General features: G+C 56.2%; 19 protein-coding genes and 1 pseudogene. 9 read left to right on the top strand and 11 right to left on the bottom strand.

Going from position 1 to position 21625, the window contains the following annotated elements; translation table 11 throughout:
* Positions 1 to 20 precede the first annotated feature (20 nt).
* A complete protein-coding gene (locus tag AC22LX_RS22920; protein WP_032714225.1) occupies positions 21 to 1628 on the bottom strand; it encodes a BCCT family transporter in 1608 nt (535 codons plus the stop codon).
* Between the two features lie 775 nt (positions 1629 to 2403).
* A complete protein-coding gene (locus AC22LX_RS22915; RefSeq protein ID WP_015367268.1) occupies positions 2404 to 3489 on the bottom strand; it encodes a tartrate dehydrogenase in 1086 nt (361 codons plus the stop codon).
* 82 nt (positions 3490 to 3571) lie between these two features.
* On the opposite strand from AC22LX_RS22915, the gene AC22LX_RS22910 reads away from it, so the two are divergent.
* Positions 3572 to 4567: a LysR family transcriptional regulator gene (locus tag AC22LX_RS22910; RefSeq protein WP_161801883.1), complete on the top strand. Its 996-nt coding sequence runs from the start codon at positions 3572 to 3574 to the stop codon at positions 4565 to 4567.
* On the opposite strand, the gene puuE is transcribed toward AC22LX_RS22910, so the two are convergent.
* From puuE to puuD, 5 genes are all read right to left on the bottom strand, one after another.
* A complete protein-coding gene (gene puuE / locus AC22LX_RS22905) occupies positions 4554 to 5819 on the bottom strand; it encodes a 4-aminobutyrate transaminase (protein WP_045386357.1) in 1266 nt (421 codons plus the stop codon). The genes AC22LX_RS22910 and puuE overlap by 14 nt on opposite strands.
* Before the next feature lie 46 nt (positions 5820 to 5865).
* Positions 5866 to 7146, bottom strand: coding sequence for an NAD(P)/FAD-dependent oxidoreductase (locus tag AC22LX_RS22900; protein WP_045397003.1), 1281 nt, complete (start codon positions 7144 to 7146; stop codon positions 5866 to 5868).
* Between the two features lie 2 nt (positions 7147 to 7148).
* Complete coding sequence (gene puuC / locus AC22LX_RS22895; RefSeq protein WP_047050558.1) at positions 7149 to 8636, bottom strand: aldehyde dehydrogenase PuuC; 1488 nt, start codon at positions 8634 to 8636, stop codon at positions 7149 to 7151.
* Between the two features lie 249 nt (positions 8637 to 8885).
* Positions 8886 to 9443, bottom strand: coding sequence for an HTH-type transcriptional regulator PuuR (gene puuR / locus AC22LX_RS22890; protein WP_002898590.1), 558 nt, complete (start codon positions 9441 to 9443; stop codon positions 8886 to 8888).
* 25 nt (positions 9444 to 9468) lie between these two features.
* On the bottom strand, positions 9469 to 10221 hold the full coding sequence (gene puuD / locus AC22LX_RS22885; protein WP_487334231.1) for a gamma-glutamyl-gamma-aminobutyrate hydrolase: 753 nt from the start codon (positions 10219 to 10221) through the stop codon (positions 9469 to 9471).
* 225 nt (positions 10222 to 10446) lie between these two features.
* Here puuD and AC22LX_RS22880 point away from each other — a divergent pair, with 225 nt between their 5' ends.
* The 4 genes and pseudogenes from AC22LX_RS22880 (at position 10447) to AC22LX_RS22865 (ending at position 15064) form a co-directional block, all read left to right on the top strand.
* On the top strand, positions 10447 to 11865 hold the full coding sequence (locus tag AC22LX_RS22880; protein WP_045396993.1) for a glutamine synthetase family protein: 1419 nt from the start codon (positions 10447 to 10449) through the stop codon (positions 11863 to 11865).
* 350 nt (positions 11866 to 12215) lie between these two features.
* On the top strand, positions 12216 to 13607 hold the full coding sequence (locus AC22LX_RS22875; RefSeq protein WP_015367261.1) for an APC family permease: 1392 nt from the start codon (positions 12216 to 12218) through the stop codon (positions 13605 to 13607).
* 744 nt (positions 13608 to 14351) lie between these two features.
* Positions 14352 to 14596: pseudogene (locus AC22LX_RS22870) on the top strand (T6SS immunity protein Tli3 family protein); the annotation flags it as partial.
* A gap of 54 nt (positions 14597 to 14650) precedes the next feature.
* On the top strand, positions 14651 to 15064 hold the full coding sequence (locus AC22LX_RS22865; protein WP_045396988.1) for a hypothetical protein: 414 nt from the start codon (positions 14651 to 14653) through the stop codon (positions 15062 to 15064).
* Between the two features lie 141 nt (positions 15065 to 15205).
* Here AC22LX_RS22865 and AC22LX_RS22860 read toward each other — a convergent pair whose 3' ends face one another.
* Positions 15206 to 15328, bottom strand: a complete 123-nt coding sequence (locus AC22LX_RS22860; RefSeq protein WP_072251592.1) for a small membrane protein — start codon at positions 15326 to 15328, stop codon at positions 15206 to 15208.
* A gap of 266 nt (positions 15329 to 15594) precedes the next feature.
* On the opposite strand from AC22LX_RS22860, the gene AC22LX_RS22855 reads away from it, so the two are divergent.
* Both AC22LX_RS22855 and agp read left to right on the top strand, forming a co-directional pair.
* On the top strand, positions 15595 to 15819 hold the full coding sequence (locus tag AC22LX_RS22855) for a hypothetical protein (protein WP_045396984.1): 225 nt from the start codon (positions 15595 to 15597) through the stop codon (positions 15817 to 15819).
* 621 nt (positions 15820 to 16440) lie between these two features.
* Positions 16441 to 17688 (top strand): bifunctional glucose-1-phosphatase/inositol phosphatase, encoded by a 1248-nt coding sequence (agp, locus tag AC22LX_RS22850; RefSeq protein WP_045396982.1) that lies wholly within the window; start codon positions 16441 to 16443, stop codon positions 17686 to 17688.
* Positions 17689 to 17754: 66 nt separating this feature from the next.
* Here agp and AC22LX_RS22845 read toward each other — a convergent pair whose 3' ends face one another.
* Positions 17755 to 17982 (bottom strand): YccJ family protein, encoded by a 228-nt coding sequence (locus AC22LX_RS22845; RefSeq protein ID WP_015367252.1) that lies wholly within the window; start codon positions 17980 to 17982, stop codon positions 17755 to 17757.
* A 20-nt stretch (positions 17983 to 18002) separates the two neighbouring features.
* Complete coding sequence (wrbA, locus tag AC22LX_RS22840; protein ID WP_015367251.1) at positions 18003 to 18599, bottom strand: NAD(P)H:quinone oxidoreductase; 597 nt, start codon at positions 18597 to 18599, stop codon at positions 18003 to 18005.
* A 391-nt stretch (positions 18600 to 18990) separates the two neighbouring features.
* Here wrbA and AC22LX_RS22835 point away from each other — a divergent pair, with 391 nt between their 5' ends.
* Positions 18991 to 19164, top strand: a complete 174-nt coding sequence (locus AC22LX_RS22835) for a con-10 family general stress protein (protein ID WP_015367250.1) — start codon at positions 18991 to 18993, stop codon at positions 19162 to 19164.
* A gap of 157 nt (positions 19165 to 19321) precedes the next feature.
* Positions 19322 to 20248: a DMT family transporter gene (locus AC22LX_RS22830; protein ID WP_045396980.1), complete on the top strand. Its 927-nt coding sequence runs from the start codon at positions 19322 to 19324 to the stop codon at positions 20246 to 20248.
* 44 nt (positions 20249 to 20292) lie between these two features.
* Here the strand turns inward: AC22LX_RS22830 and rutG are convergent, their stop codons facing one another.
* The gene (rutG, locus tag AC22LX_RS22825; protein WP_487334230.1) at positions 20293 to 21615 is read right to left on the bottom strand and encodes a pyrimidine utilization transport protein G; all 1323 of its coding nucleotides are present in this window, start codon (positions 21613 to 21615) and stop codon (positions 20293 to 20295) included.
* Between the last annotated feature and the right edge of the window lie 10 nt (positions 21616 to 21625).

Here is a 21625-nt window from a genome sequence, read left to right as displayed (position 1 = left end):
TTATTGTCAGTAAGCGTTTTTTACAGCGACTGGCCGTCGCCTTTAAGTACCGCGCCAACCGGCAGCGTCTCGGCTTTAACGATCGGCTCGGGCGTATGGGTTTCTATCTGATGCACAGGCACGTGGGCGTAGTCCTGTTTTAGCCAGCGTACAAAGCCGCCGGTCTTGATCAGTAAAATGGCAAGGAACGGTAAGGCGGTCAGCACCACGGTGGTTTTCATGGTTTCCAGCGAGGCGCCGGTAAACAGAATCGATAGCGGGATGAGGGTGATCACCACGCACCAGAACAGGCGCATGCCGCGATCCGGATCTTCGCCTTCGCGCAGGTTACGGGTACTGGTCGCCGCCATGGTGTAGGCCACCGCATCCATATGCGAGGCGAGGAAAACGATCATCACGAACAGATAGGCGGCGAGGAACAGCTTGCCCGCCGGCAGCGACATCAGCACCTGCTGGACGGCGGTTTCGCCGCCGAGAGACTGCATCACCTGCGGCACGTTAATCACGCCGTTGACGAACTGATGCATGGCATAGCTTTCCATCACCCCGAAGAAGAACCAGCAGCCGGCGGTGCTGCCGAGGATAAGCCCCCAGATCACCTCTTTAATCTTACGTCCGCGGGAGACGCGGGTGACGAACATCGCCACGCCTGGGGTATAGGAGATCCACCACAGCCAGTAGAAGACGGTCCAGTTGCGGGTAAAGGCGCCATCGCCGAGCGGGTCGGTAAACAGGCTCATCTGCAGAAAGTTTTGGCTCGTCAGACCGATGGCGTTGATGATGTTATTGGTGATGAATTCGGTCGGACCAACCAGTAATACCACTAACGGCAGCAGGAACGCTCCCCAGCCGACCATTTTGCTCAGTCGCTGCAGGCCGTTATTGATGCCAATCCACGAGCTCATGCAGAAAATACCGCCGGAGAGCAGGATCACAAACGCCTGGACGGTGAAGTTATCCGGCAGTCCGGTGAGAGCTGACAGACCGCGGGTGAAGGTGGCGGCTGTGACCACCAACGAAATGGTTAACGCGCCGACGGTGGCGATCAGGAACATCAGGTCAACCAGGCGACCCCAGAAGCCCTGCGGATTGACGCCGGTGATCGCCGAAATGATCCCGGAGAGGCTGAGGCCTTTATTTTTCCGCACGTGAAAGTGATAGGCCATGATCAGCGAGGCGAGGGTGTAGGTCGCCCACGCGCTAATGCCCCAGTGGAAGAAAGAGTAGGGGATGCTGTATTCCAGCGCTTTTGCTGAATGCGGCGCAATATTCAGGCCAGGGGTCTGGTAGTAATAAGCCCACTCGGCAACACCCCAGTACAGCGTAGAGGAGCCGAGTCCGGCGCAAATAAACATAAACAGCCATGAGAGAGTGCTGTATTCGGCTTTGCCTTCGCCGAGCCGGATATTGCCGTATTTGCTGGTGGCCAGATACAACACCAGTCCCAGCGCCAGAAGTACCAGCACCTGTACCGCGGAACCCAGCAGGCGGGTGACGCCGTTAAAAATCGAATTAGCCGCCTGCGCGGTTTGTTGGGGGAAGAGACTTAATGTAGCGGCGATGAAAACAATGGCCGCCAGGCTGATGACAATCAGCGGCACATCTTTTTTCTTTACGTTGCTCAACATGAGTGATCTCCTGGGCACGGTTGCCCGTCGGTGGCTTTAGCCTGTCGTTGTTATCACGCTGTAGGGTCAGGGTTCGTAGCAAAATGCTATTAACAATTGGATTATTTCTTCGTTACATGAATTAAACAATTGGCCGATTCGTGAAGCAATAAAACACGGAACGGAAATAATAAAAGGTGAATTGGCGCAGGTTCTTTCCTTTCGGGAATCAATAAAGTTCGCCGCTGTGATGCGGTTCACTTGTCAATCGTGGGGGATTCTGCATTCAGAGGAGAGAGGGGAGTTGGCAGGCCAGGCGTGCGGGTTTTCCCGGGTAGCGGCTACGCCTTACCCGGGCTACGGTCCGAGCGACCTGCCTTTTATTTATTCACCACGCTGGCTGAAACTGCTGGTGTTGGTGGCCTCAAAATCGCTGAGACGTTCCCGGAAGGCCGGGGCAGCCCGCATGGATGCGGGCTGAGGGCCGTGTTTTGCAAGGACGCTGCCTCGGCCCGACCCGAAGCCTGCAGGGATAAGTCGAAGGTACCACGAAGTGGCGATTTTGGCGGCCAGAGCCCGGGAGTACAGAGGGCGGCGGCGAATGGCCGCCCTCTGTGCGCTCCCTGCGCCATGAGAGCCATAACGCAGAAGAAATATCGGGAGCGCAATGTGCTCTGAATTAACACAAAGCACATGTTTTTCCCGGACCAAAACCGTTGCAAACCGATGCGATATCTACATGAGCGTGCCATTGTAGCCCCGGTAAGCGCAGCGCCACCGGGGAGCGGCGGGGTAATTACGCCAAAATGGCCTTGCAGATAGCGTCGCTGACCTGCTGCGTTGAGGCGTTGCCTTTCATGTCCGGGGTTTTCGGCCCGCTGGCGATCACCTGCTCTATCGCCGCCAGAATGCCGTTATGCGCGGCGTGGTAGCGCTCATCGCCGTTGCCAAGGAAATCGAGCATCATCGCCCCGGCCCAAACGGTAGCGATCGGGTTGGCGATATTTTTACCGTAAATATCCGGCGCCGACCCGTGAACCGGTTCGAACAGCGACGGGAAAGTCCGCTCTGGATTGAGGTTAGCCGACGGCGCAATACCGATAGTGCCGGTACAGGCCGGGCCGAGATCCGACAGAATATCGCCAAACAGGTTCGAGCCGACGACCACGTCGAAACGTTCCGGCTGCAGCACGAAGCGGGCGCAGAGAATATCGATATGCTGCTTGTCCCAGCGAATTTCGGGATAGCTTTTGGCCATCTCTTCCACGCGTTCATCCCAGTAGGGCATGCTGATCGCCAGACCGTTAGATTTGGTCGCGGAGGTCAGCGTTTTGCGCGGGCGGCTTTGCGCCAGCTCAAAGGCGTAGCGCAGGATCCGGTCAACGCCGCGGCGGGTGAAGACCGACTCCTGAATCACCACTTCATGCTCCGTGCCTTCATTGGCGCGACCGCCGAGGGCGGAATATTCGCCTTCGGTATTTTCGCGCACCACGTAAAAATCGATGTCGCCGGCCTTTTTACCTGCCAGCGGACAGGGGACGCCGGGGAACAGGCGCACCGGGCGCAGATTGACGTACTGATCGAACTCACGGCGGAACTTCAGCAGCGAACCCCATAGGGAGATATGGTCGGGGACGGTATCCGGCCAGCCGACGGCGCCGAAATAGATAGCATCGAAGCCCTGCAACTGCTCGCGCCAGTCGTCCGGCATCATCTTGCCGTGATGGGCGTAATATTCGCAGCTTGCCCACTCCATCTGCTCGAAGCTCAGCGACAGATCCCAACGCTGCGCGGCGGCTTGCAGCACGCGAATACCTTCAGGCAGAACTTCTTTACCAATTCCGTCACCGGGGATGGCGGCAATACGACAGGTTTTTTTCATTCCGGTTCTCACTTTTTAGCGATGATGTTTGACCACCTGCCTATCCTATAATTGACTGGTTCATAATTAATCACGCTAACTGGTGAAACATAAAACACAGATCATGAATAATCTGCCGCTGCTAAATGATTTACGCGTGTTCATGCTGGTCGCTCGCCGGGCCGGTTTTGCCGCCGCCGCCGAGGAGCTTGGCGTCTCACCGGCGTTCGTCAGCAAGCGGGTTTCGCTGCTGGAGCAAACCCTGCATGTGATGTTGCTGCACCGTACCACCCGCCGGGTCACCATTACCGAAGAGGGGGAGCGGATCTACGAATGGGCGCAGCGCATTCTGCAGGATGTGGATGAGATGATGGACGAGCTTTCCGACGTGCGTCAGGTACCGCAGGGAACGCTACGAATTATCAGCAGCTTCGGCTTTGGTCGCCGGGTGGTCGCCCCCGCGCTGTCGGCGCTGGCCCGCCAGTACCCGCAACTTGAGCTGCGCTTCGATGTCCAGGACCGTCTGGTGGATTTGGTCAATGAAGGGGTGGATCTCGATATTCGCGTCGGCGACGATATCGCGCCGAATCTGATTGCCCGCAAGCTGGCGACCAACCACCGTATTCTCTGCGCGTCGCCGCAGTTCCTTGCCCGCCACTCGCCGCCGAAACAGCTAAGCGACCTGGCAGCCTTACCCTGTCTGGTGATTAAAGAGCGCGATCATCCGTTTGGCGTCTGGCAACTGCACAGCAAAGAGGGCCAGCACGCGATCAAGGTAACCGGGCCGCTCTCCTCCAACCATGGTGAAATTGTGCATCAGTGGTGTCTGGATGGACAGGGGATTGCATTACGTTCATGGTGGGATGTCAGTGAAAATATCGCCAGCGGCCATTTGGTACACGTGCTGCCGGACTATTATCAGCCCGCCAACGTCTGGGCGGTCTACGTGTCGCGGCTGGCGACCTCAGCCAAAATTCGCACCACCGTGGAGTTTCTGCGCCACTATTTTCAGCAGCACTATCCCCAGCAGTGTATCGTCAGCAGTGAGGAAAACAGCCGGCGACCAGCGCCGCCGGCGGAGGGCGTTACAGACGAGTGACGCTCTGCAGGATCGTCAGCGCGCGGGAGAATTGAGCATCCGGGATGGTCAACGGATAGAGGAAGCGAATAACGTTGCCATACTGGCCGCAGGTCAACAGCAGCAGGCCCTGCTCCAGCGCCTGCTGCTGGATTTTCTGCGCAATCGCCGCCGACGGTTCGCCGGTCGCCGGATCGAAGAACTCGGCGGCGATCATCGAACCCACGCCGCGCGCTTCCACCAGCGCCGGACACCAGCCCTTAACTTCCTGTAGCGTCGCCAGCAGGCGCTCGCCGAGGAACTGCGCGCGCTCGCACAGCGCTTCGTTATCAATGATATCCAGCACCGCATGCGCGGCCGCCACCGCCAGCGGGTTGCCGGCGTAGGTGCCGCCTAAGCCGCCCGGCGCCGGGGCATCCATGATCTGCGCGTTACCGACCACGCCGGAAAGCGGCATGCCGCCCGCCAGGCTTTTAGCCATCGTCATCAGATCCGGTTTATCGGCATAGTGATCCATGGCGAACAATTTACCGGTGCGGGCGAAGCCGCTCTGTACTTCATCGGCAATCATCACGATGCCGTGCTCATCGCAGAGGCGGCGTACTGCGGCAACCAGCTCTTTCGGCGCGACGTTAAAGCCGCCTTCGCCCTGTACCGGTTCGAAAATAATCGCCGCCACCTGTTTGGCTTCGATATCGGCTTTGAACAGGCGTTCAAGGGCGGTAATCGAATCGGCGGTGCTGATACCGTGCAGTGCTGACGGGTACGGCACGTGGTATACCGAGCCGGGGAACGGCCCGAAGCCCAGTTTGTACGGCGCGACCTTACCGGTTAGCGCCATCGTCATATAGGTACGGCCATGGAAACCGCCGCCGAAGGCGATAACGCCGGGGCGTCCGGTATGGGCACGGGCGATTTTCACCGCGTTTTCTACCGCTTCCGCGCCGGTAGAGAAGAAGGCGGTTTTTGCCGGGCCTTTGACCGGCGCCAGTTCGTTGAGCTTCTCCGCCAGCGACACATAGCTTTCATAAGGCACGATCTGATAGGCGGTATGGGTAAATTGCTGTAGCTGCTGTTCAACCGCGGCGACCATCCGCGGATGGCGATGGCCGGTATTCAGCACCGCGATGCCGGCGGCGAAATCGATATATTCATTGCCTTCGACATCGGTCAACGTGGCGTTTTGTGCGCTCTGGGCAAAGAAGTTGCACATAACGCCCACGCCGCGCGGGGTAGCGGAAAGACGACGCTGATGGAATTCATTGTTGCTCATAATAAACACCCTTTAGCAAAAGTTAATCACGGAACCGAACGGCAAATCAGACCCCAAGGCGATCGCGCAGGCTGTAGTAGGCGGCGCCCATGGCGGTAAAAGGAATTCGCAGGCTGCGCCCGCCCGGGAACGGGTAGTGCGGCAGTTTGGCGAAGGCATCGAAGCGCTCGGCATCGCCGCGCAGCAGTTCTGAAATCAAGCGTCCGGCCAGATGGGTACAGGTCACGCCGTGACCGCTGTAGCCCTGCATGTAGTAAATATTGTTATCCAGACGGCCGAACTGCGGCATACGCGACAGGGTCAGCAGGAAGTTGCCGGTCCAGCGGTAGTCAATTTTCACCCCCTGCAGCTGCGGGAAGGTTTTCAGCAGCTTCGGCATAATCAGCCGCTCTACGTCGTCCGGGTCACGGGCGCCGTAGACCACGCCGCCGCCGTACAGCAGGCGGTTGTCGCCGGTAAGACGGTAGTAGTCCAGCAGGTAGTTACAATCTTCCACGCAGTAGTTTTTCGGGATCAGCGAGCGGGCTAAGTCTTCCGACAGCGGAGCGGTCGTCACGACCTGAGTGCCGCACGGCATGCTGCGTTTTGCCAGCTCCGGTTCAAGCTTGTCGCCGAGATAGGCGTTACCGGCGACGATCACGTAGCGCGCGGTTACCTGGCCGCGCGCGGTACTGACCACCGCCGGGCTGGTGTGCTGAATTCGGGTCACCGGCGACTGCTCATACACCCGGCCGCCGTTAAGACGAATGGCGTCCGCTTCGCCGATGGCGAGGTTCAGCGGGTGAATATGGCCGCCGCTGTGGTCGAGCAGGGCGCCGACGTAGCGGTCGCTGTCTACTTCGCGACGAATGGCATGGCTGTCGAGCAGTTCCAGTTGGGTATTGCCGTAGCGCTCCCAGTTGGCTTTTTGCTCTTCCAGCGTTTCCATTTGCTTATGGTTCATGGCCACAAACAGGCCGCCTGGGCGGTAATCGCACTGGATCTGGTAGCGCTGAATGCGTTCGCGAATAATATCGCCGCCTTCGAACATCATGCTGCCGAGCATTTTGGCCGCATCCGGGCCGTAGTTCTTCTCAATAACGTCGATATCGCGGCTATAAGAGTTAACCAGCTGTCCGCCGTTGCGGCCGCTGGCGCCGAAGCCGATACGCGCGCCTTCCAGCACCACCACGTCGTAGCCCATTTCGGCCAGATGCAGGGCCGAGGAGAGGCCGGTGTAACCGCCTCCGACGACGCAGACGTCACAGTTGATTGATTCCTCCAGCGTTGGGAACGGTTCATACTTGTTGGCGCTGGCGGCGTAGTAGCTAGTGGTATGTTCAGTCATGATCAAGACTCCAGAGCAATCCAGATGGTTTTCAGTTCGGTGAATTTTTCCAGCGCGTGCAGCGATTTATCGCGCCCGTTGCCGCTCTGCTTATAGCCGCCGAACGGGACGGTCATATCACCATCGTTGTAGTTGTTGACGAAGACTGAGCCGGCCTTCAGGCGGCGACTCATGCGGTGGGCGCGCGACAGATCGCGGGTCCACACCGCGGCGCCGAGACCGTAGTCGCTGTCGTTGGCCAGCTGCAGCGCCTGTTCTTCGCTTTTGAAGCGCGTGACCACCAGCACCGGGCCGAAGATCTCTTCGCGGCTGAGGGTTGAGGACGGGTCGACATCGACGAAAATGGTTGGGCCGACGGCGGCTGGCCACGGATTTTTCCGCCCGTCGAGGAATAGCGTGCTTTTGGCCTCACCGCCGCGGATAAAGCTGTGCACGCTGTCGGCATGGGCGTTATCAATTAACATCCCCATGGTGGTATCGGGATCGAGCGGATTGCCCGGCTGCCAGTTTTGCGCCTGGGCTTTCAGTAATGCCAGGAACTCGTCGGCGATGCTCTCTTCCAGCAGCAGGCGGGTGCCGGCGATGCAGACCTGCCCCTGGTTATAGAAGATACCGCCGGCGGTGGCGTTGACCGCTTTTTGCAGATCCGGACAGTCGGCGAAGACGATATTGGCGCTCTTGCCGCCGGCTTCCAGCCACACGCGCTTCATGTTGCTGTCGCCGGCATCTTTCAGCAGCTGTTTGCCGGTACGGGTGGATCCGGTGAAGGTGATGACTTCAACGTCAGGATGCAGCGCCAGCGCCTGCCCGGCCTCGTGGCCAAAGCCGCTGACCACGTTTAACACCCCGTCCGGAAGTCCGGCTTCTTTTGCAAGCCCTGCCAGACGCAGGGCGGTGAGCGGCGATTTTTCCGAGGGTTTGAGGATTACGCTATTGCCTGCCGCCAGCGCCGGGCCGAGTTTCCAGCAGGCCAGCAGCAGCGGGAAGTTCCACGGCACCACCGCGGCCACCACGCCAATCGGTTCACGAACGATCATTGCCAGCTCGTTGCCGCCGGTGGGCGCCACTTCGCCATAGACTTTATCCAGCGCTTCGGCGTACCAGCGAATGGCGCGGGCGGCGCCGGGAATATCGTCGCGCAGGCTGTGGCGGATCGGTTTGCCGGTATCGAGCGTTTCCAGCAGCGCCAGCTCTTCACGATGGGTTTCCATCAGGTCGGCAAATTTCGTGAGAACCGCTTTACGCCGGGCCGGGGAGGCCTGCGACCAGTCGCCGTTATCAAAGGCCTGGCGCGCGGCTTTCACTGCCCGTTCGACGTCGGCTTTTTTACCGCGGGCGACCTGCGCTAATGTCTGCTGTGCGGCAGGGTCGATAGTCTCGAAGGTGGTATTATCGGCCGCGGCGCAATATTCGCCGTTAATAAATAAGCGCGTTTCAATGGCCAGGTTTTTCGCTTTTTCCTGCCAGTAAGCCAGGTGCTGAAAATTCATCATGACTCCTTAAAAACATCATCGGCAAAATATAGGGTTCGGCGTTTTCAGGGGCTCAGGGCGCAGGGCGTCCCCGGGGTAGAAAACCGTCTCTTCGCCATTCACTGGCGTTAATTATCTTTGGGCCAGCAGGAAATAAGATTTCCGCGCTGCGCAGGTATTATTACTGCGAGTTCTTCGCCGCGGCGGAAATATTACATCCGCCGCGGCAGGCCTGAAGAAAGCCTGAAACCTGCTCAGGCTAAGAAATTAGAATGTGGTGGGGGTGTGGGCACTGATAATGCGGCAGATACCTGCCGAGGTGTTGCTGAAGCTATGAGGGATGCCGGTATTAATGGCATAGCTCTGTCCAGCCACCAGGTGGTACGACTGACCGTTAATCGTCAGCACGATTTCACCTTCCAGTATGGTGCCTATCTCCTCACCCTGATGCTTTATTCTCTCCCCGGTTGTGGTCCCAGGCTGGTAAGTTTCAAAAATCATCGCCAGCGTACGGTTCGGATTTCCGTTATGAACCAGTTTCATTGAAACGCCCTGACTCCCCATTTCGATAAGGTCGTCCTGATTAATGACGACCTGCGGTTCATCCGGCTTTTCGGGTTCAGAAAAGAATTCCGAGAGCGACAGCCCATATACTTTCAGCAGCTTTTGCAGCGTACTGATGGCAGGACTGACTTTGTCCTGCTCTATGGTGCTGATGGCACTATGTGTTAACCCAGACAGTTCGGCGGCACGACGCTGTGAAAGACCCAGCTGTTGGCGGATCTCTGACAGACGTTTCCCTGGCGCCAGTCCGTCATCGCTCATATTTGCATTTCCTTAACTGTAGTGGTCAGAGCCGCCGCTTTTCGGCGACATGGCTCTGACAGGCGGTGATAAAACCATCAAACAACATACGCGACAGGGCGTATTCGCTACTGTTCCATTCAGGATGCCATTGTACGCCCAGCGCGAAAGGGTGGTCGTTGACGCTGACCGCCTCAACCAGCCCATCCGGTGAACGGGCCTCCACGCGCAGACGCGAACCCAGCGTTTTTGCGCCCTGGCCGTGTAGCGAGTTTACCCAAAACGTGTTGCAGCCCGGTATTAACTGAGAAAGTAAACCTCCTTCCTGCACCTCCACCTGGTGGGACGGCGCATACTGCTGCTCCACCGGTAGTTCAGGATCTTCGCGATGCTCCAGCAGTTCCGGCTGTTCAAACAGACGACGATACAGAGTCCCGCCAGTGGCGACAACCAGTTCCTGCAGCCCTCGGCAGATGGCGAAAATGGGGATGCGCCTTGCGAGCGCGGCGTTAATTAGCGCCATGCTCAGAAGATCACGCCCGGGGTCGGCGTCAGGCTCATCGCCGTTTTCACCATAAAGGTGCGGCTGCACGTTGCTGGGGCTGCCTGGCAGGTAGATCCCGTCCAGTTTATCGACTAACGCATCCAGCAGTTCCGGCTCGGCCAGCGCGTGCGGCAGGGCAATCGGCAGTCCGCCAGCGTTAACAATGGCATTCAGGTACTTTTCTTGCAGAGTCTGGGTCTGGTGACCCTTAAGCCTGTTTCTACACATCACGACGCCAATAACTGGCTTGTACATTATATTTTCCATGATCGCCCTCACAAAGTGGACTAAATTATGACCGCCAGTGGCTGATAAACGGCCATATCGTTCAATATTTTCTCAATCTAGCAGTGGAAATAGCCGTTTGCAAACTTAATTTAACATTTGACAAACATTTTGTTTGCATACACATTCGAAGGGTGGACATTATATTTGACGTTTTCAGTCAGGGTCCGAAAACTAAAACAACGGCGGTGAATCATGGAAACCAATATCGTAGAAGTTGAGAATTTTGTTCAGCAGACGGAAGAGAGACGGGTAAGCGCGTTCGCTAAAGAAGTGAAGCGCTACCTCGAAACCTACCCCAACACTCAGTACGTCGATGTACTCCTCACAGACCTTAACGGCTGCTTCCGCGGCAAACGCATTCCGGTCGCCAGCCTCAGCAAGCTCGAGAAAGGCTGCTACTTCCCGGCGTCCGTTTTCGCGATGGATATTCTCGGCAACGTGGTGGAAGAGGCCGGGCTTGGCCAGGATATGGGCGAACCGGACCGCAGCTGCGTCCCGGTATTAGGTACGTTGACCCCTTCGGCCGCCGATCCGGAATACATCGGCCAGGTCTTGTTGACCATGGTTGATGAAGATGGCGCTCCCTTTGACGTTGAGCCGCGGAACGTACTCAACCGCCTCTGGCAGCAGCTCCGCCAGCGCGGATTGTTCCCCGTGGTAGCGGTAGAGCTGGAGTTCTATTTACTCGATCGCAAACGCGATGCCGAAGGCTACCTGCAGCCGCCGTGCGCGCCCGGCACCGACGACCGCAATACCCAAAGCCAGGTCTATTCCGTTGATAACCTCAACCATTTTGCCGATGTACTGAATGATATTGATGAACTGGCCCAGTTACAGCTGATCCCGGCGGATGGCGCGGTGGCCGAAGCCTCTCCGGGGCAATTCGAAATCAACCTCCACCACACCGATAACGTGCTGGATGCGTGCGATGATGCGCTGGCATTAAAACGTCTCGTGCGTTTAATGGCGGAGAAGCATAAGATGCACGCCACTTTTATGGCGAAACCTTATGAAGAGCATGCGGGTAGCGGGATGCATATCCATATCAGCATGCAAAACAATAAGGGTGAAAACGTGCTGGCGGATGCGGACGGCGAGGATTCAGCCCTGCTGAAACGCGTGCTGGCCGGGATGATTGACCTGATGCCGGCGTCGATGGCGCTGCTGGCGCCGAACGTGAACTCGTATCGTCGCTTCCAGGCGGGCATGTATGTGCCGACGCAGGCGTCATGGGGGCATAACAACCGTACGGTAGCGCTGCGTATCCCGTGCGGCGATCGACATAACCACCGCGTTGAATACCGCGTAGCCGGGGCGGACGCCAACCCGTATCTGGTGATGGCGGCGATTTTCGCCGGCATCCTGCACGGCCTGGATAATCCGCTGCCGCTGCAGGAAGAGGTGGAAGGTAACGGTCTGGAACAAGAAGGCTTGCCGTTCCCGATCCGCCAGAGCGACGCGCTGTGGGAGTTTATGCAAAACGATCATCTGCGGGAGCGTCTTGGCGAGCGTTTCTGCCACGTTTACCACGCCTGTAAGAATGATGAGTTACTGCAGTTTGAGCGTCTTATCACAGAAACCGAAATTGAGTGGATGTTGAAAAACGCCTGATGTTCGCCCCGTAAGGGGCGCATTAGTTTAATCAGTAGCATCATACGGCCTGAGCGGAGCCTGGTCGTCCTTTTTGCTGGGAGCCCAGCCATTTCCCGGATGTCGCGTTAAGGAGCGCAGGCGGCAACGGGGCTTCAGTTAACGACACAGTGTGTGACGAGGAAATGAGATGATGCAGATGTTCAAATATCCGCAGGGAGAAGGGGGCCTCTTTGGCCGCATTGGATGCCAACTTACCGCCGTTCATCGGTCCGTCTTACCCTTTTATTTACGTCTTACCCCCTTGCTAAGCAGGTTTGTTACCCGGTCTTTGTGCCCGCAAACTGTCGTCGGCATGGGGGGAATGCGTCATGGCTGCTAATCTTCCTGCAGAAAACGCCGCTCAGGCGGGAAAACCGCGTCTGCGTAAATCGCTCAAACTGTGGCAAGTGGTGATGATGGGGCTGGCTTATCTGACCCCCATGACGGTGTTTGATACCTTCGGCATCGTTTCCGGCATCAGTAATGGCCACGTTCCAGCCTCTTATCTGCTGGCGCTGGCTGGGGTGCTATTCACCGCCATCAGCTACGGCAAGCTGGTGCGCCAGTTCCCGGAAGCGGGTTCGGCCTACACCTATGCGCAAAAATCAATTAGCCCGCATATCGGTTTTATGGTCGGCTGGTCCTCACTGCTGGACTATCTGTTCCTGCCGATGATTAACGTCCTGCTGGCGAAGATCTACCTCTCCGCGCTGTTTCCGGAAGTGCCGCCGTGGGTGTGGGTGGTGACCTTTGTCGCCATTCTGACCGCGGCGAATCTGAAAAGCGTCAACCTGGTGGCCAACTTCAATACCTTGTTCGTGCTGGTGCAGATCTCCATCATGGTGGTGTTTGTGATTCTGGTGGTACAAGGGCTGCATAAAGGCGAGGGCGTTGGTACCGTCTGGTCGCTGCAGCCGTTTATCAGCGAGAATGCGCATTTGATCCCGATTATTACCGGCGCGACGATTGTCTGCTTCTCGTTCCTCGGCTTTGACGCCGTTACCACGCTTTCAGAAGAAACCCCGAATGCCGCGCGGGTGATCCCGAAGGCCATCTTCCTTACCGCGATGTACGGCGGCATTATTTTTATCGTCGCCTCGTTCTTTATGCAGTTGTTCTTCCCGGATATCCATCGTTTTAAAGATCCGGACGCCGCGCTGCCGGAAATTGCGCTGTACGTCGGCGGCAAGCTGTTCCAGTCGATTTTCCTGTGCACCACTTTTGTTAATACCCTGGCATCGGGCCTGGCGTCGCACGCCAGCGTGTCGCGCTTGCTGTACGTGATGGGCCGCGATAACGTCTTCCCGGAGCGCATTTTCGGCTATGTGCATCCGAAATGGCGTACCCCGGCGCTGAACGTGATTATGGTGGGCATCGTCGCGCTGTCGGCGCTGTTCTTCGACCTGGTGACCGCGACGGCGCTTATCAACTTCGGCGCGCTGGTGGCTTTTACCTTCGTTAATCTCTCGGTATACAACCACTTCTGGCGGCGCAAGGGGTATAACAAAACCTGGAAAGACCGCTTCCACTATCTGCTGTTGCCGATGGTTGGCGCGCTGACCGTGGGGGTGCTGTGGTTGAACCTTGAGGCGACCTCGCTGACGTTGGGTCTGGTGTGGGCCGCGCTGGGATTGCTTTATCTGACCTACCTGACCCGCCGTTTCCGTAAACCGCCGCCGCAGTTTGACGCGACGAAAGCGGAGCAGGCCTGGGAGTCGTAATTCGCCGTTACTATGACAACAAGGCAGGCAAGCCTGATGTCGAATAAGGGCTCCATGTTTATCATGGAGCCCTTTTTAATGACTTGAATATCTGCTTTACCCCATCTTTTGTTTTTTTGTCGACTTTAAATGAATGTTTTTTATTTCCGCTGTGAATGTAATGGGCTGGTAATATTATATATTATGGAATAATAAACTTATATTTTAATTTTGTGTTGCCGGGCGTATTATTTTTGAGTGACCCTGTTTTATCAAAAGGATATTTGGTTGTGACAGAACAAACGAAAATAATTCAATTACAGGATACGTTAAACCGTTATTTGCTTTACTTTCCTCGAAGCAAAAATATGGCTGCCGATGTGTATTCTTTTATAGGCGAAGAGACGCTCAGTAAGACGTGTATTTGACTATAAAGTAGGTAAATTCTGGGAAGATCTACTGCATCGTGCAGACTGGCGCGATCCTTTGAGTTTGAACCAACAGGCAATTGAATATTATCGTTCCGGTAAATTGCCTGCAGCTGTAACCAAATTCTTTATGAACAAACCGAATGAAGTTTTACCCACGGGCAAGTTTGGAGTGTTAAACGAATTTAACAATGCGACCAGGGTGAGGCCATCCCGCGATCTGGCTGCCGGTAATCAGAAAGTGGCAAACCTGCAGTGGGAGATGCCGAAACCCAAAAGTGACAGGGAACTGGGTATAGGAAACCAACGGTCAGCTCTCGATATTTAGGGAATATTTATGAAGCAGACATACACATCAGGGACCGTTCTGGCGGCCATGCTTATGGTCGTTGGATGTCAGGCGCAACAACCGCCGACGCAGGTTATTATCGTTTCGATGACCACCGTTATCTGGAGCTGAAGGGTTGGGACTGTGAGGGCGAACTCTGGTACACGGATACGCTGAGGGGGATTCATACTGAGCCGGTAAGTCAGTTCTACCGAATTTTTACCAAAAAATTTATCCACCCTTCTGATCGCTATACATTACCGCGGAACTGAATTTATCGTCTGGGTACGTGGGGAGATAACTTCTGTGTGGATGCATTGAGGAGGGTACTGGAGCATCTGAACATCCCTAACGCCAACGCCTGTGAAGTGGAATACCTTACCGAGTGTCCTGAATACGGCATTGTGGGTAAATGGATCGCTGCGCCCGATGACAACGTCATTAACCGAATCGTCATTACTGTCGATATGCATGAAGAAGACAGTGATTCAAAAAGTATGGAAAGCGCCTGTGCGTTTTCGTTCACTAATCACTATGTCAGAGTATCAGGCGAAAAGCCGGTATATCTTTACCAGCCGATGTCCGGCATTGCTGATGTAGAAGAAAAGATCCCAGTCTATCTGGAGGTTAAGTCCGTTACTGCGCCTAAAACACTGTGGTATACAGGATTGCCCAGAGTGGATAAATACCCATTATTGCTTTTGGCGCCGGTGTGTCATTGACTGTTTTAGCCGTCAATAAGGCATATCAACATATGGGGTATTGAGCTGAATTTTATTGTATTTACGGGAAGAAGCCGACCGTGAGATCGGCTCCTGTCCCTGTTAATACGCAGCCCGGGTGTAAAGATTGGCAAAGTGAAATTATTTCTTTTTTTTATCGGTTGGCAACTGAGCGGCGCGGCGTTCTTTGATATAGGACACCAGACTGTAGACGGCGACTCCCAGCAGAGCAATCGCCACGATAAAGAGCACAAAACCCGACATAAATTAACCTAATGAGTTGTTTAAACAGAAGAAAAAATAACGCCTCACGAAGACGATATCATCGGGATGTTTCCGAAAGATGACCTAAAAGTGCCAAAGGCATCCGGCATGGCTCGTTATGTTAAAGTATTGATGGTGTTAATGGGTTTATGACGCTCTGTGGGCGTCCTGGCGTTGGATGTAACACTCCGTTAAGTCAATTTACAGACGAACGGGGCTGCGGCTGTTACGCTAATCGTTGAATGAGAATTTTCTGAGAGTAATGCATGTTTAAAAAAAGTCTCGCCGGCCTGCTTGCTTCGGCGCTTATGCTGACGGCTTTTGCCAGTTGGGCGCAGTCGGAAAGCCAACAGGTTCGCGAACGAATTGTCGAGCAGGTGTTAAAACCCTGCGAAGGTAAAAAAGCCGGGGATAAAGTGGTTATGGTCGATCGCCGGGGCGGCGAACATGAAGCGATTTGTACGCTGGCGGCGGTGCCATTACCGGAATAGGTAGCCGCTTTCGCCACTCCCTCTGCGACACTCATCCTGACTCTGTTTTATGCCTTCGGTAGCGGTTAAGTTCATACCAACTGAGGTACTCCCGGGTTATGGCTTGCGCTTTATCCGGGCGACCGGCGGTGCCGTTTTTTGTCGGGTGCGGCTAACGCTTTACCCGATCTACGGTCCGTGCGGCCTGTCGTTAATTTCTTCACCACGCTGGCTGACACTACTGGTGCTGGTGATCTCAAAACCCCCGGTGGCGCTGCCGCTTACCGGGGCTACAGCGCTGGGCGATTTGGTAGCCCGGAGAAGGCGCAACGCGCCGCCTCCGGGAAAAAACCCTGGCAGCGATTAGCCGCCCTCTGTGCGCTCCCTGCGCCGCGGAAAACATATGGCAGAAAAATTAACCGGGAGCGCGATATACTCTGGAGCGACACGAGATAAACGCTTTTCTCAAGCTAAAAAGTTGTAAACCGATAACAGTATCTACGGTCCTGAATCCGCCGCTCCCGGCCATCTCTGAAGTGTTAAAAAAGCGACCGACGCCTCAGTTTGTGAGCCATTGCCCGCAAAAATGTCATAAATCCGTCACAATGATGGCGATGATAATAAATGACTGAGGATGAAGGGATGAAAAAAAGTCTACTCGCTGCCGCGGTGGCCGGGGCTGTATTGTTATCCGCCGGCGTGCAGGCGCAGGACGCCGTTGCGCCAGAGGGCTATCAGCTGCAACAGGTGCTGATCATGAGCCGCCATAACCTGCGCGCGCCGCTGGCCAATAATGGCAGCGTACTTGAGCAGTCGACGCCGAAATCCTGGCCGCAGTGGGATGTACCAGGCGGTCAGTTGACCACCAAAGGCGGCGTGCTGGAAGTCTACATGGGTCACTATATGCGTGAATGGCTGGCGCAGCAGAAGCTGGTGACCAGCGGCGAGTGCCCGCCGGAAAATGCGGTTTACGCCTACGCCAATAGCCTGCAGCGCACCGTTGCAACCGCGCAGTTCTTTATCACCGGCGCTTTCCCGGGCTGCGGGGTGCCTGTGCATCATCAGCCGCAGATGGGAACCATGGATCCTACTTTCAATCCGGTCATTACCGATGATTCAGCCGAATTCGCGCAAAAAGCGGTGCAGGCGATGGAGAAAGAGCGTCAGGGGATGCAGCTCGCTGAGAGCTACAAGCTGCTGGAAGAGATGACCGACTATCGCAATTCGCCATCCTGTAAAGAAAAGCATGTCTGCTCGCTTAGCGACGGTAAAGATACCTTTAGCGCCAAATATCAGCAGGAGCCGGGCGTCTCCGGGCCGCTGAAGGTCGGCAACTCGTTGGTCGACGCCTTCACCCTGCAATACTACGAAGGTTTTCCGAAAGATCAGGTGGCGTGGGGTGAAATTGCCAGCGATAAGCAGTGGCAGGTGTTGTCGAAGCTGAAAAATGGCTATCAGGACAGCCTGTTTACTTCCGCGGAAGTGGCGCGCAACGTCGCTAAGCCGCTGGTCAAATATATCGATAATGCGCTGGTGGGCGATGGCGCCGGTAAGGCGAAAGTAACGCTGCTGGTCGGGCATGATTCCAACATCGCTTCGCTGCTGACGGCGTTGGACTTTAAACCTTATCAGTTACCTGGTCAGTATGAGCGCACGCCCATCGGCGGCAAGTTGCTGTTCCAGCGCTGGCACGATAGCGGCAGCAATCGCGATTTAATGAAGATTGAGTATGTCTATCAAAGCACTGAACAGCTGCGCAACGCGGATGCCTTGAGCCTGCAATCCCCGCCGCAGCGGGTCACGCTGGCGCTTAACGGTTGTCCGGTAGATGATCAGGGATTCTGCCCGCTGGAAACGTTCAAAAAGGTCATGAACGAGGCGGCAAAATAAAACAAAAAACCCGGAGCAATCCGGGTGAAGAATTAGCGCGGGCGCAATGCCCGCGTAATTGAGCTATCAGACGTTTTTACGTTCAATGGTCTGCTCGCCCCAGAAGAGGCTGTCTTTGTCGGTTTTGGCGAAAGCTCGCGACAGCACCTCATCGCTGCCTTCTTCCCAAATTTTCTCCGCCAGCTTTTCATCGTAATTCGCGAGTTCGAAAATGGCTTCGGCGATTTCCAAAGAGGTATTACGTAAGCTTGCCCATTCGCCCACGTGGTGGGCCTTCGCTTCTTGGTTCGGCATGCAACTCCTCCTGTTAAAGGTTAGCCGTGTAATTTCACAGCCACATTGGCGACGTGTTCACCCTGATAGCGAGCGATAGCCAGCTCTTCCTGGCTTGGTTGACGGGAGCCGTCGCCGCCTGCGATGGTGGTTGCGCCATATGGCGTGCCGCCGCGCACCTGGGAGACATCAAACAGCTCCTGCGCGCCGTAGCCAATCGGCACAATGATCATCCCATGATGGGCAAGGGTAGTCCAGGTTGAGGTAATTGTCTGCTCCTGGCCGCCGCCGGTACCGGTTGAACTAAAGACGCTGGCGACTTTGCCATACAGCGCGCCGGAAGCCCACAGACCGCCGGTCTGATCCAGGAAGGTGCGCATTTGTCCCGACATATTGCCGAAACGGGTAGGGGTACCAAAGATGATGGCATCATACTCCGCCAGTTCCTGCGGTGTGGCGACGGGCGCATTTTGTGTTTTCCCGCCTGCTTTGGCAAACGCTTCAGCCTGCATAGTTTCCGGCACGCGCTTCACAACCACCTCAACGCCGTCAACTTTATTTGCCCCTTCGGCAACGGCATGGGCCATGGTTTCGATGTGTCCATACATGGAATAATAAAGCACCAGAATTTTAGCCATTTGCATCACTCCTCGGTTGCGTAATTGTCCAGCCAAACGACTGGCTATCTATAAAGATAAGGCCTGTGGCGCAGAGTGCAAATCCAACAAACATTTGTTTGATTTATAACAAAATGGCAAAGATTAATTTGCAACGTATCTCGTAGCAAATAGATACATTTTGCGCAGGGCTGATTTCAGCTGAGAGAAGAAATGTTTAGCGGTTGCGCTCGCGGCTGGCGTCTGGTTTTGACGATTAAATGTTGCGGAATGTGACTATTTGCCCAGGAAATGAGTTTCATTTACTACGCTTATAAGCACGCGATGCATAATGGCCATGCCATATGCCGCGGGGGCTTAGGCCCTGAACTCACCTAATGCAATATGATGTCAAATCCAATGGAGGTCAGTAATGGCAAACCATCGTGGCGGTTCCGGCAACTTTGCCGAAGATCGTGCCAGAGCATCAGAAGCAGGTCGTAAAGGTGGCCAGCACAGCGGGGGGAACTTTAAAAACGATCCTCAACGCGCCTCGGAAGCTGGCAAAAAAGGGGGTAAAAATAGTCACGGTAATCGCAATAGCTAGCCGGGACTGTCTTTAATGATGCGGTGTTAATCTCCCCCGACCCTGCCGCATCACCCTCGCCGCCGACGTATGTCGGCGGTTTTTTTGTCAATGGGTGTTGCTTTCGGCCTGAAGCGCCTGCGAAACTGGTTAGCTATTTTTTGCTATTGGTCGCCGCATGTCTTCGCTCAAACTCTCAATAACGCCGCAGGAACTGATCCTGATTGTGATCACCATGTTCTGGGGCGGAACCTTTCTTGCCGTACAATACGCCGTGAGCTTTAGCGGGCCGTTTTTCTTCGTCGGCCTGCGCTTCGCCACCGCCGCGCTGGCGGTGGCGCTACTGTCGCTGCGTACGCTACGCGGCCTGACCTGGCTTGAGGTTAAGGCCGGTGTCGCGATCGGCGTGGCGATTGCGCTCGGTTACAGCCTGCAAACCTGGGGCTTACAGTCCATCTCCAGCAGTAAATCGGCGTTTATTACCGCCATGTATGTACCGCTGGTACCGCTGTTGCAGTGGCTGTGTCTGGGGCGCATGCCCGGCGTCATGTCCTGCGTGGGCATCGTGCTGGCGTTTATCGGGCTGATCCTGCTGGCGGGGCCGGAAAATAATCTGCTGGCGTTGGGAATTGGCGAAATGATTACCCTGGCAAGCGCCGTGGCTATCGCTGCCGAAATCATTTTAATCAGCGCGTGGGCGCGTCAGGTCGATGTGCGCCGGGTGACGGTGGTACAGCTGGCGACCGCTTCGCTGGTGGCTTTTGCCGCGATGGGCCCGGCAGGGGAGTCTATCCCGCCGATGCGCCCGGAACTGCTGGCCGTCGCGCTGGGGTTGGGGATTTTCAGCGCCATCATTCAGGTCACCATGAACTGGGCGCAGCGTAGCGTATCGCCAACGCGGGCGACGCTGATTTACACCGGCGAGCCGGTTTGGGCGGGCGTGTTTGGTCGTATCGCCGGCGAGCGTTTGCCGCTGCTGGCGCTGGTGGGCTGTCTGTTTATTCTCGCCGGGGTACTGGTCAGCGAGCTGAAGTGGAAGAAAAAATCACGGTCGCAGATCGCGGCGGAGGAAGCACCAGAGCTTGCGGATCGGCACGAGCCCTAATTTTCGCCCCGGCAGCCGCGCCGCCGGGGCGAACCCATCCCTCGTTATACCGTAGTGGCTTTCGCCACCTTTTCCTGATGCTGGCGGCGGTTAAGCAACGCATGCAGCGCAATAGCGCCGAAAGTCGCCGTCCCAATCCCACCCAGGCGGAAGCCACCCAGCGACAAGGTAAAATCGCCTGCGCCCAGAACCAAAGTCACCGCCACCATGATTAAATTCGCATTCTGGCTGAGATCGACCCGATTCTGCACCCATATCCTCGCCCCGGTGACCGCAATCAAACCAAAAACCACGATTGACGCGCCGCCAATGACCGGGCCTGGAATCGTATGAATCAGGGCGCCGAACTTGGGTAAAAAACCGAGCAGGATGGCGATCAGCGCCGCGGCGACAAACACCAGCGTTGAATAGACTTTGGTCACCGCCATAACGCCGATGTTCTCCGCATAGGTGGTGACGCCGCTACCGCCGCAGGCGCCGGAAAGCAGGGTCGCTAGCCCGTCGCCGACAAACGCGCGCCCCATCCAGGGATCCAGATTGCGTCCGGTCATTCCCGCGACGGCCTTCAAATGCCCCAGGTTTTCCGCCACCAGAATGATGGCCACTGGCGCTATCAGCAGCATCGCCTGGCTGTCAAAGGTGGGCGAAGTAAAGTGCGGAACCCCAAACCATGCCGCCTGAGCGACAGGGGCAAAATCCAGCGGTTTGCCAAGACCGAATCCATTGGCCAGCAGCGCATAGAGCGCACAGGCGATAATGAGCCCCACCAGGATCAGCAGACGCTGCAGCAGTCCTCGGGTAAATACCGCGACGGCGCCGATACAAAGCACCGTCAGCATCGCCATCCAGCTGTCGAAGGCGTTGGCGGAAACGCTGTGCACGGCAATCGGCGCCAGGTTAAGACCGATCGCCATCACCACCGCGCCGGTTACCGCGGGCGGCATCAGACGCTCTATCCAGCCGGTGCCGATTTTCATCACCACCAGCCCAATCAGGGTATAGAGCAGCCCGCAGGCGATGATGCCGCCGAGGGCGACGCTGAGATGAGGATTCAACCCCTGACCGGTAAAGCCGGTAACGGTGATGACCACGCCGACGAAGGCGGCTCTGGATCCAAGATAGCTCGGTACCCGACCGCCGGTGACGACGAAGAACAGCAGAGTGCCCACTCCCGACATCAGGATAGCCAGGTTTGGATCAAGCCCCATCAATAAAGGCATTAATACGGTCGCGCCAAACATCGCCACGGCGTGCTGCACGCCCATGATCAGCGTTTGTGCGGCGGATAAACGTTCATCCGGGGCGACAACGCCGGCATCCGCGGCGGGGGAGGTTAACTGCCAGCGAGGAAAACTGAAGAGTGCCATGATGATATCC

It is taken from the genome of Klebsiella sp. PK01 (assembly GCF_057624675.1).
Note: the sequence above shows the minus strand (reverse complement) of the source record. Positions and strands in the feature narration are given on the sequence as shown.

What these genes read in the sequence shown, in the direction of transcription:
- AC22LX_RS22920 (WP_032714225.1), bottom strand. Translation starts at nt 1,628, where the DNA reads ATGTTGAGCAACGTAAAGAAAAAAGATGTGCCGCTGATTGTCATCAGC.
- AC22LX_RS22915 (WP_015367268.1), bottom strand. Translation starts at nt 3,489, where the DNA reads ATGAAAAAAACCTGTCGTATTGCCGCCATCCCCGGTGACGGAATTGGT.
- puuE (WP_045386357.1), bottom strand. Translation starts at nt 5,819, where the DNA reads ATGAGCAACAATGAATTCCATCAGCGTCGTCTTTCCGCTACCCCGCGC.
- AC22LX_RS22900 (WP_045397003.1), bottom strand. Translation starts at nt 7,146, where the DNA reads ATGACTGAACATACCACTAGCTACTACGCCGCCAGCGCCAACAAGTAT.
- puuC (WP_047050558.1), bottom strand. Translation starts at nt 8,636, where the DNA reads ATGAATTTTCAGCACCTGGCTTACTGGCAGGAAAAAGCGAAAAACCTG.
- puuR (WP_002898590.1), bottom strand. Translation starts at nt 9,443, where the DNA reads ATGAGCGATGACGGACTGGCGCCAGGGAAACGTCTGTCAGAGATCCGC.
- puuD (WP_487334231.1), bottom strand. Translation starts at nt 10,221, where the DNA reads ATGTACAAGCCAGTTATTGGCGTCGTGATGTGTAGAAACAGGCTTAAG.
- AC22LX_RS22880 (WP_045396993.1), top strand. Translation starts at nt 10,447, where the DNA reads ATGGAAACCAATATCGTAGAAGTTGAGAATTTTGTTCAGCAGACGGAA.
- AC22LX_RS22875 (WP_015367261.1), top strand. Translation starts at nt 12,216, where the DNA reads ATGGCTGCTAATCTTCCTGCAGAAAACGCCGCTCAGGCGGGAAAACCG.
- AC22LX_RS22860 (WP_072251592.1), bottom strand. Translation starts at nt 15,328, where the DNA reads ATGTCGGGTTTTGTGCTCTTTATCGTGGCGATTGCTCTGCTGGGAGTC.
- AC22LX_RS22855 (WP_045396984.1), top strand. Translation starts at nt 15,595, where the DNA reads ATGTTTAAAAAAAGTCTCGCCGGCCTGCTTGCTTCGGCGCTTATGCTG.
- agp (WP_045396982.1), top strand. Translation starts at nt 16,441, where the DNA reads ATGAAAAAAAGTCTACTCGCTGCCGCGGTGGCCGGGGCTGTATTGTTA.
- AC22LX_RS22845 (WP_015367252.1), bottom strand. Translation starts at nt 17,982, where the DNA reads ATGCCGAACCAAGAAGCGAAGGCCCACCACGTGGGCGAATGGGCAAGC.
- wrbA (WP_015367251.1), bottom strand. Translation starts at nt 18,599, where the DNA reads ATGGCTAAAATTCTGGTGCTTTATTATTCCATGTATGGACACATCGAA.
- AC22LX_RS22835 (WP_015367250.1), top strand. Translation starts at nt 18,991, where the DNA reads ATGGCAAACCATCGTGGCGGTTCCGGCAACTTTGCCGAAGATCGTGCC.
- AC22LX_RS22830 (WP_045396980.1), top strand. Translation starts at nt 19,322, where the DNA reads ATGTCTTCGCTCAAACTCTCAATAACGCCGCAGGAACTGATCCTGATT.
- rutG (WP_487334230.1), bottom strand. Translation starts at nt 21,615, where the DNA reads ATGGCACTCTTCAGTTTTCCTCGCTGGCAGTTAACCTCCCCCGCCGCG.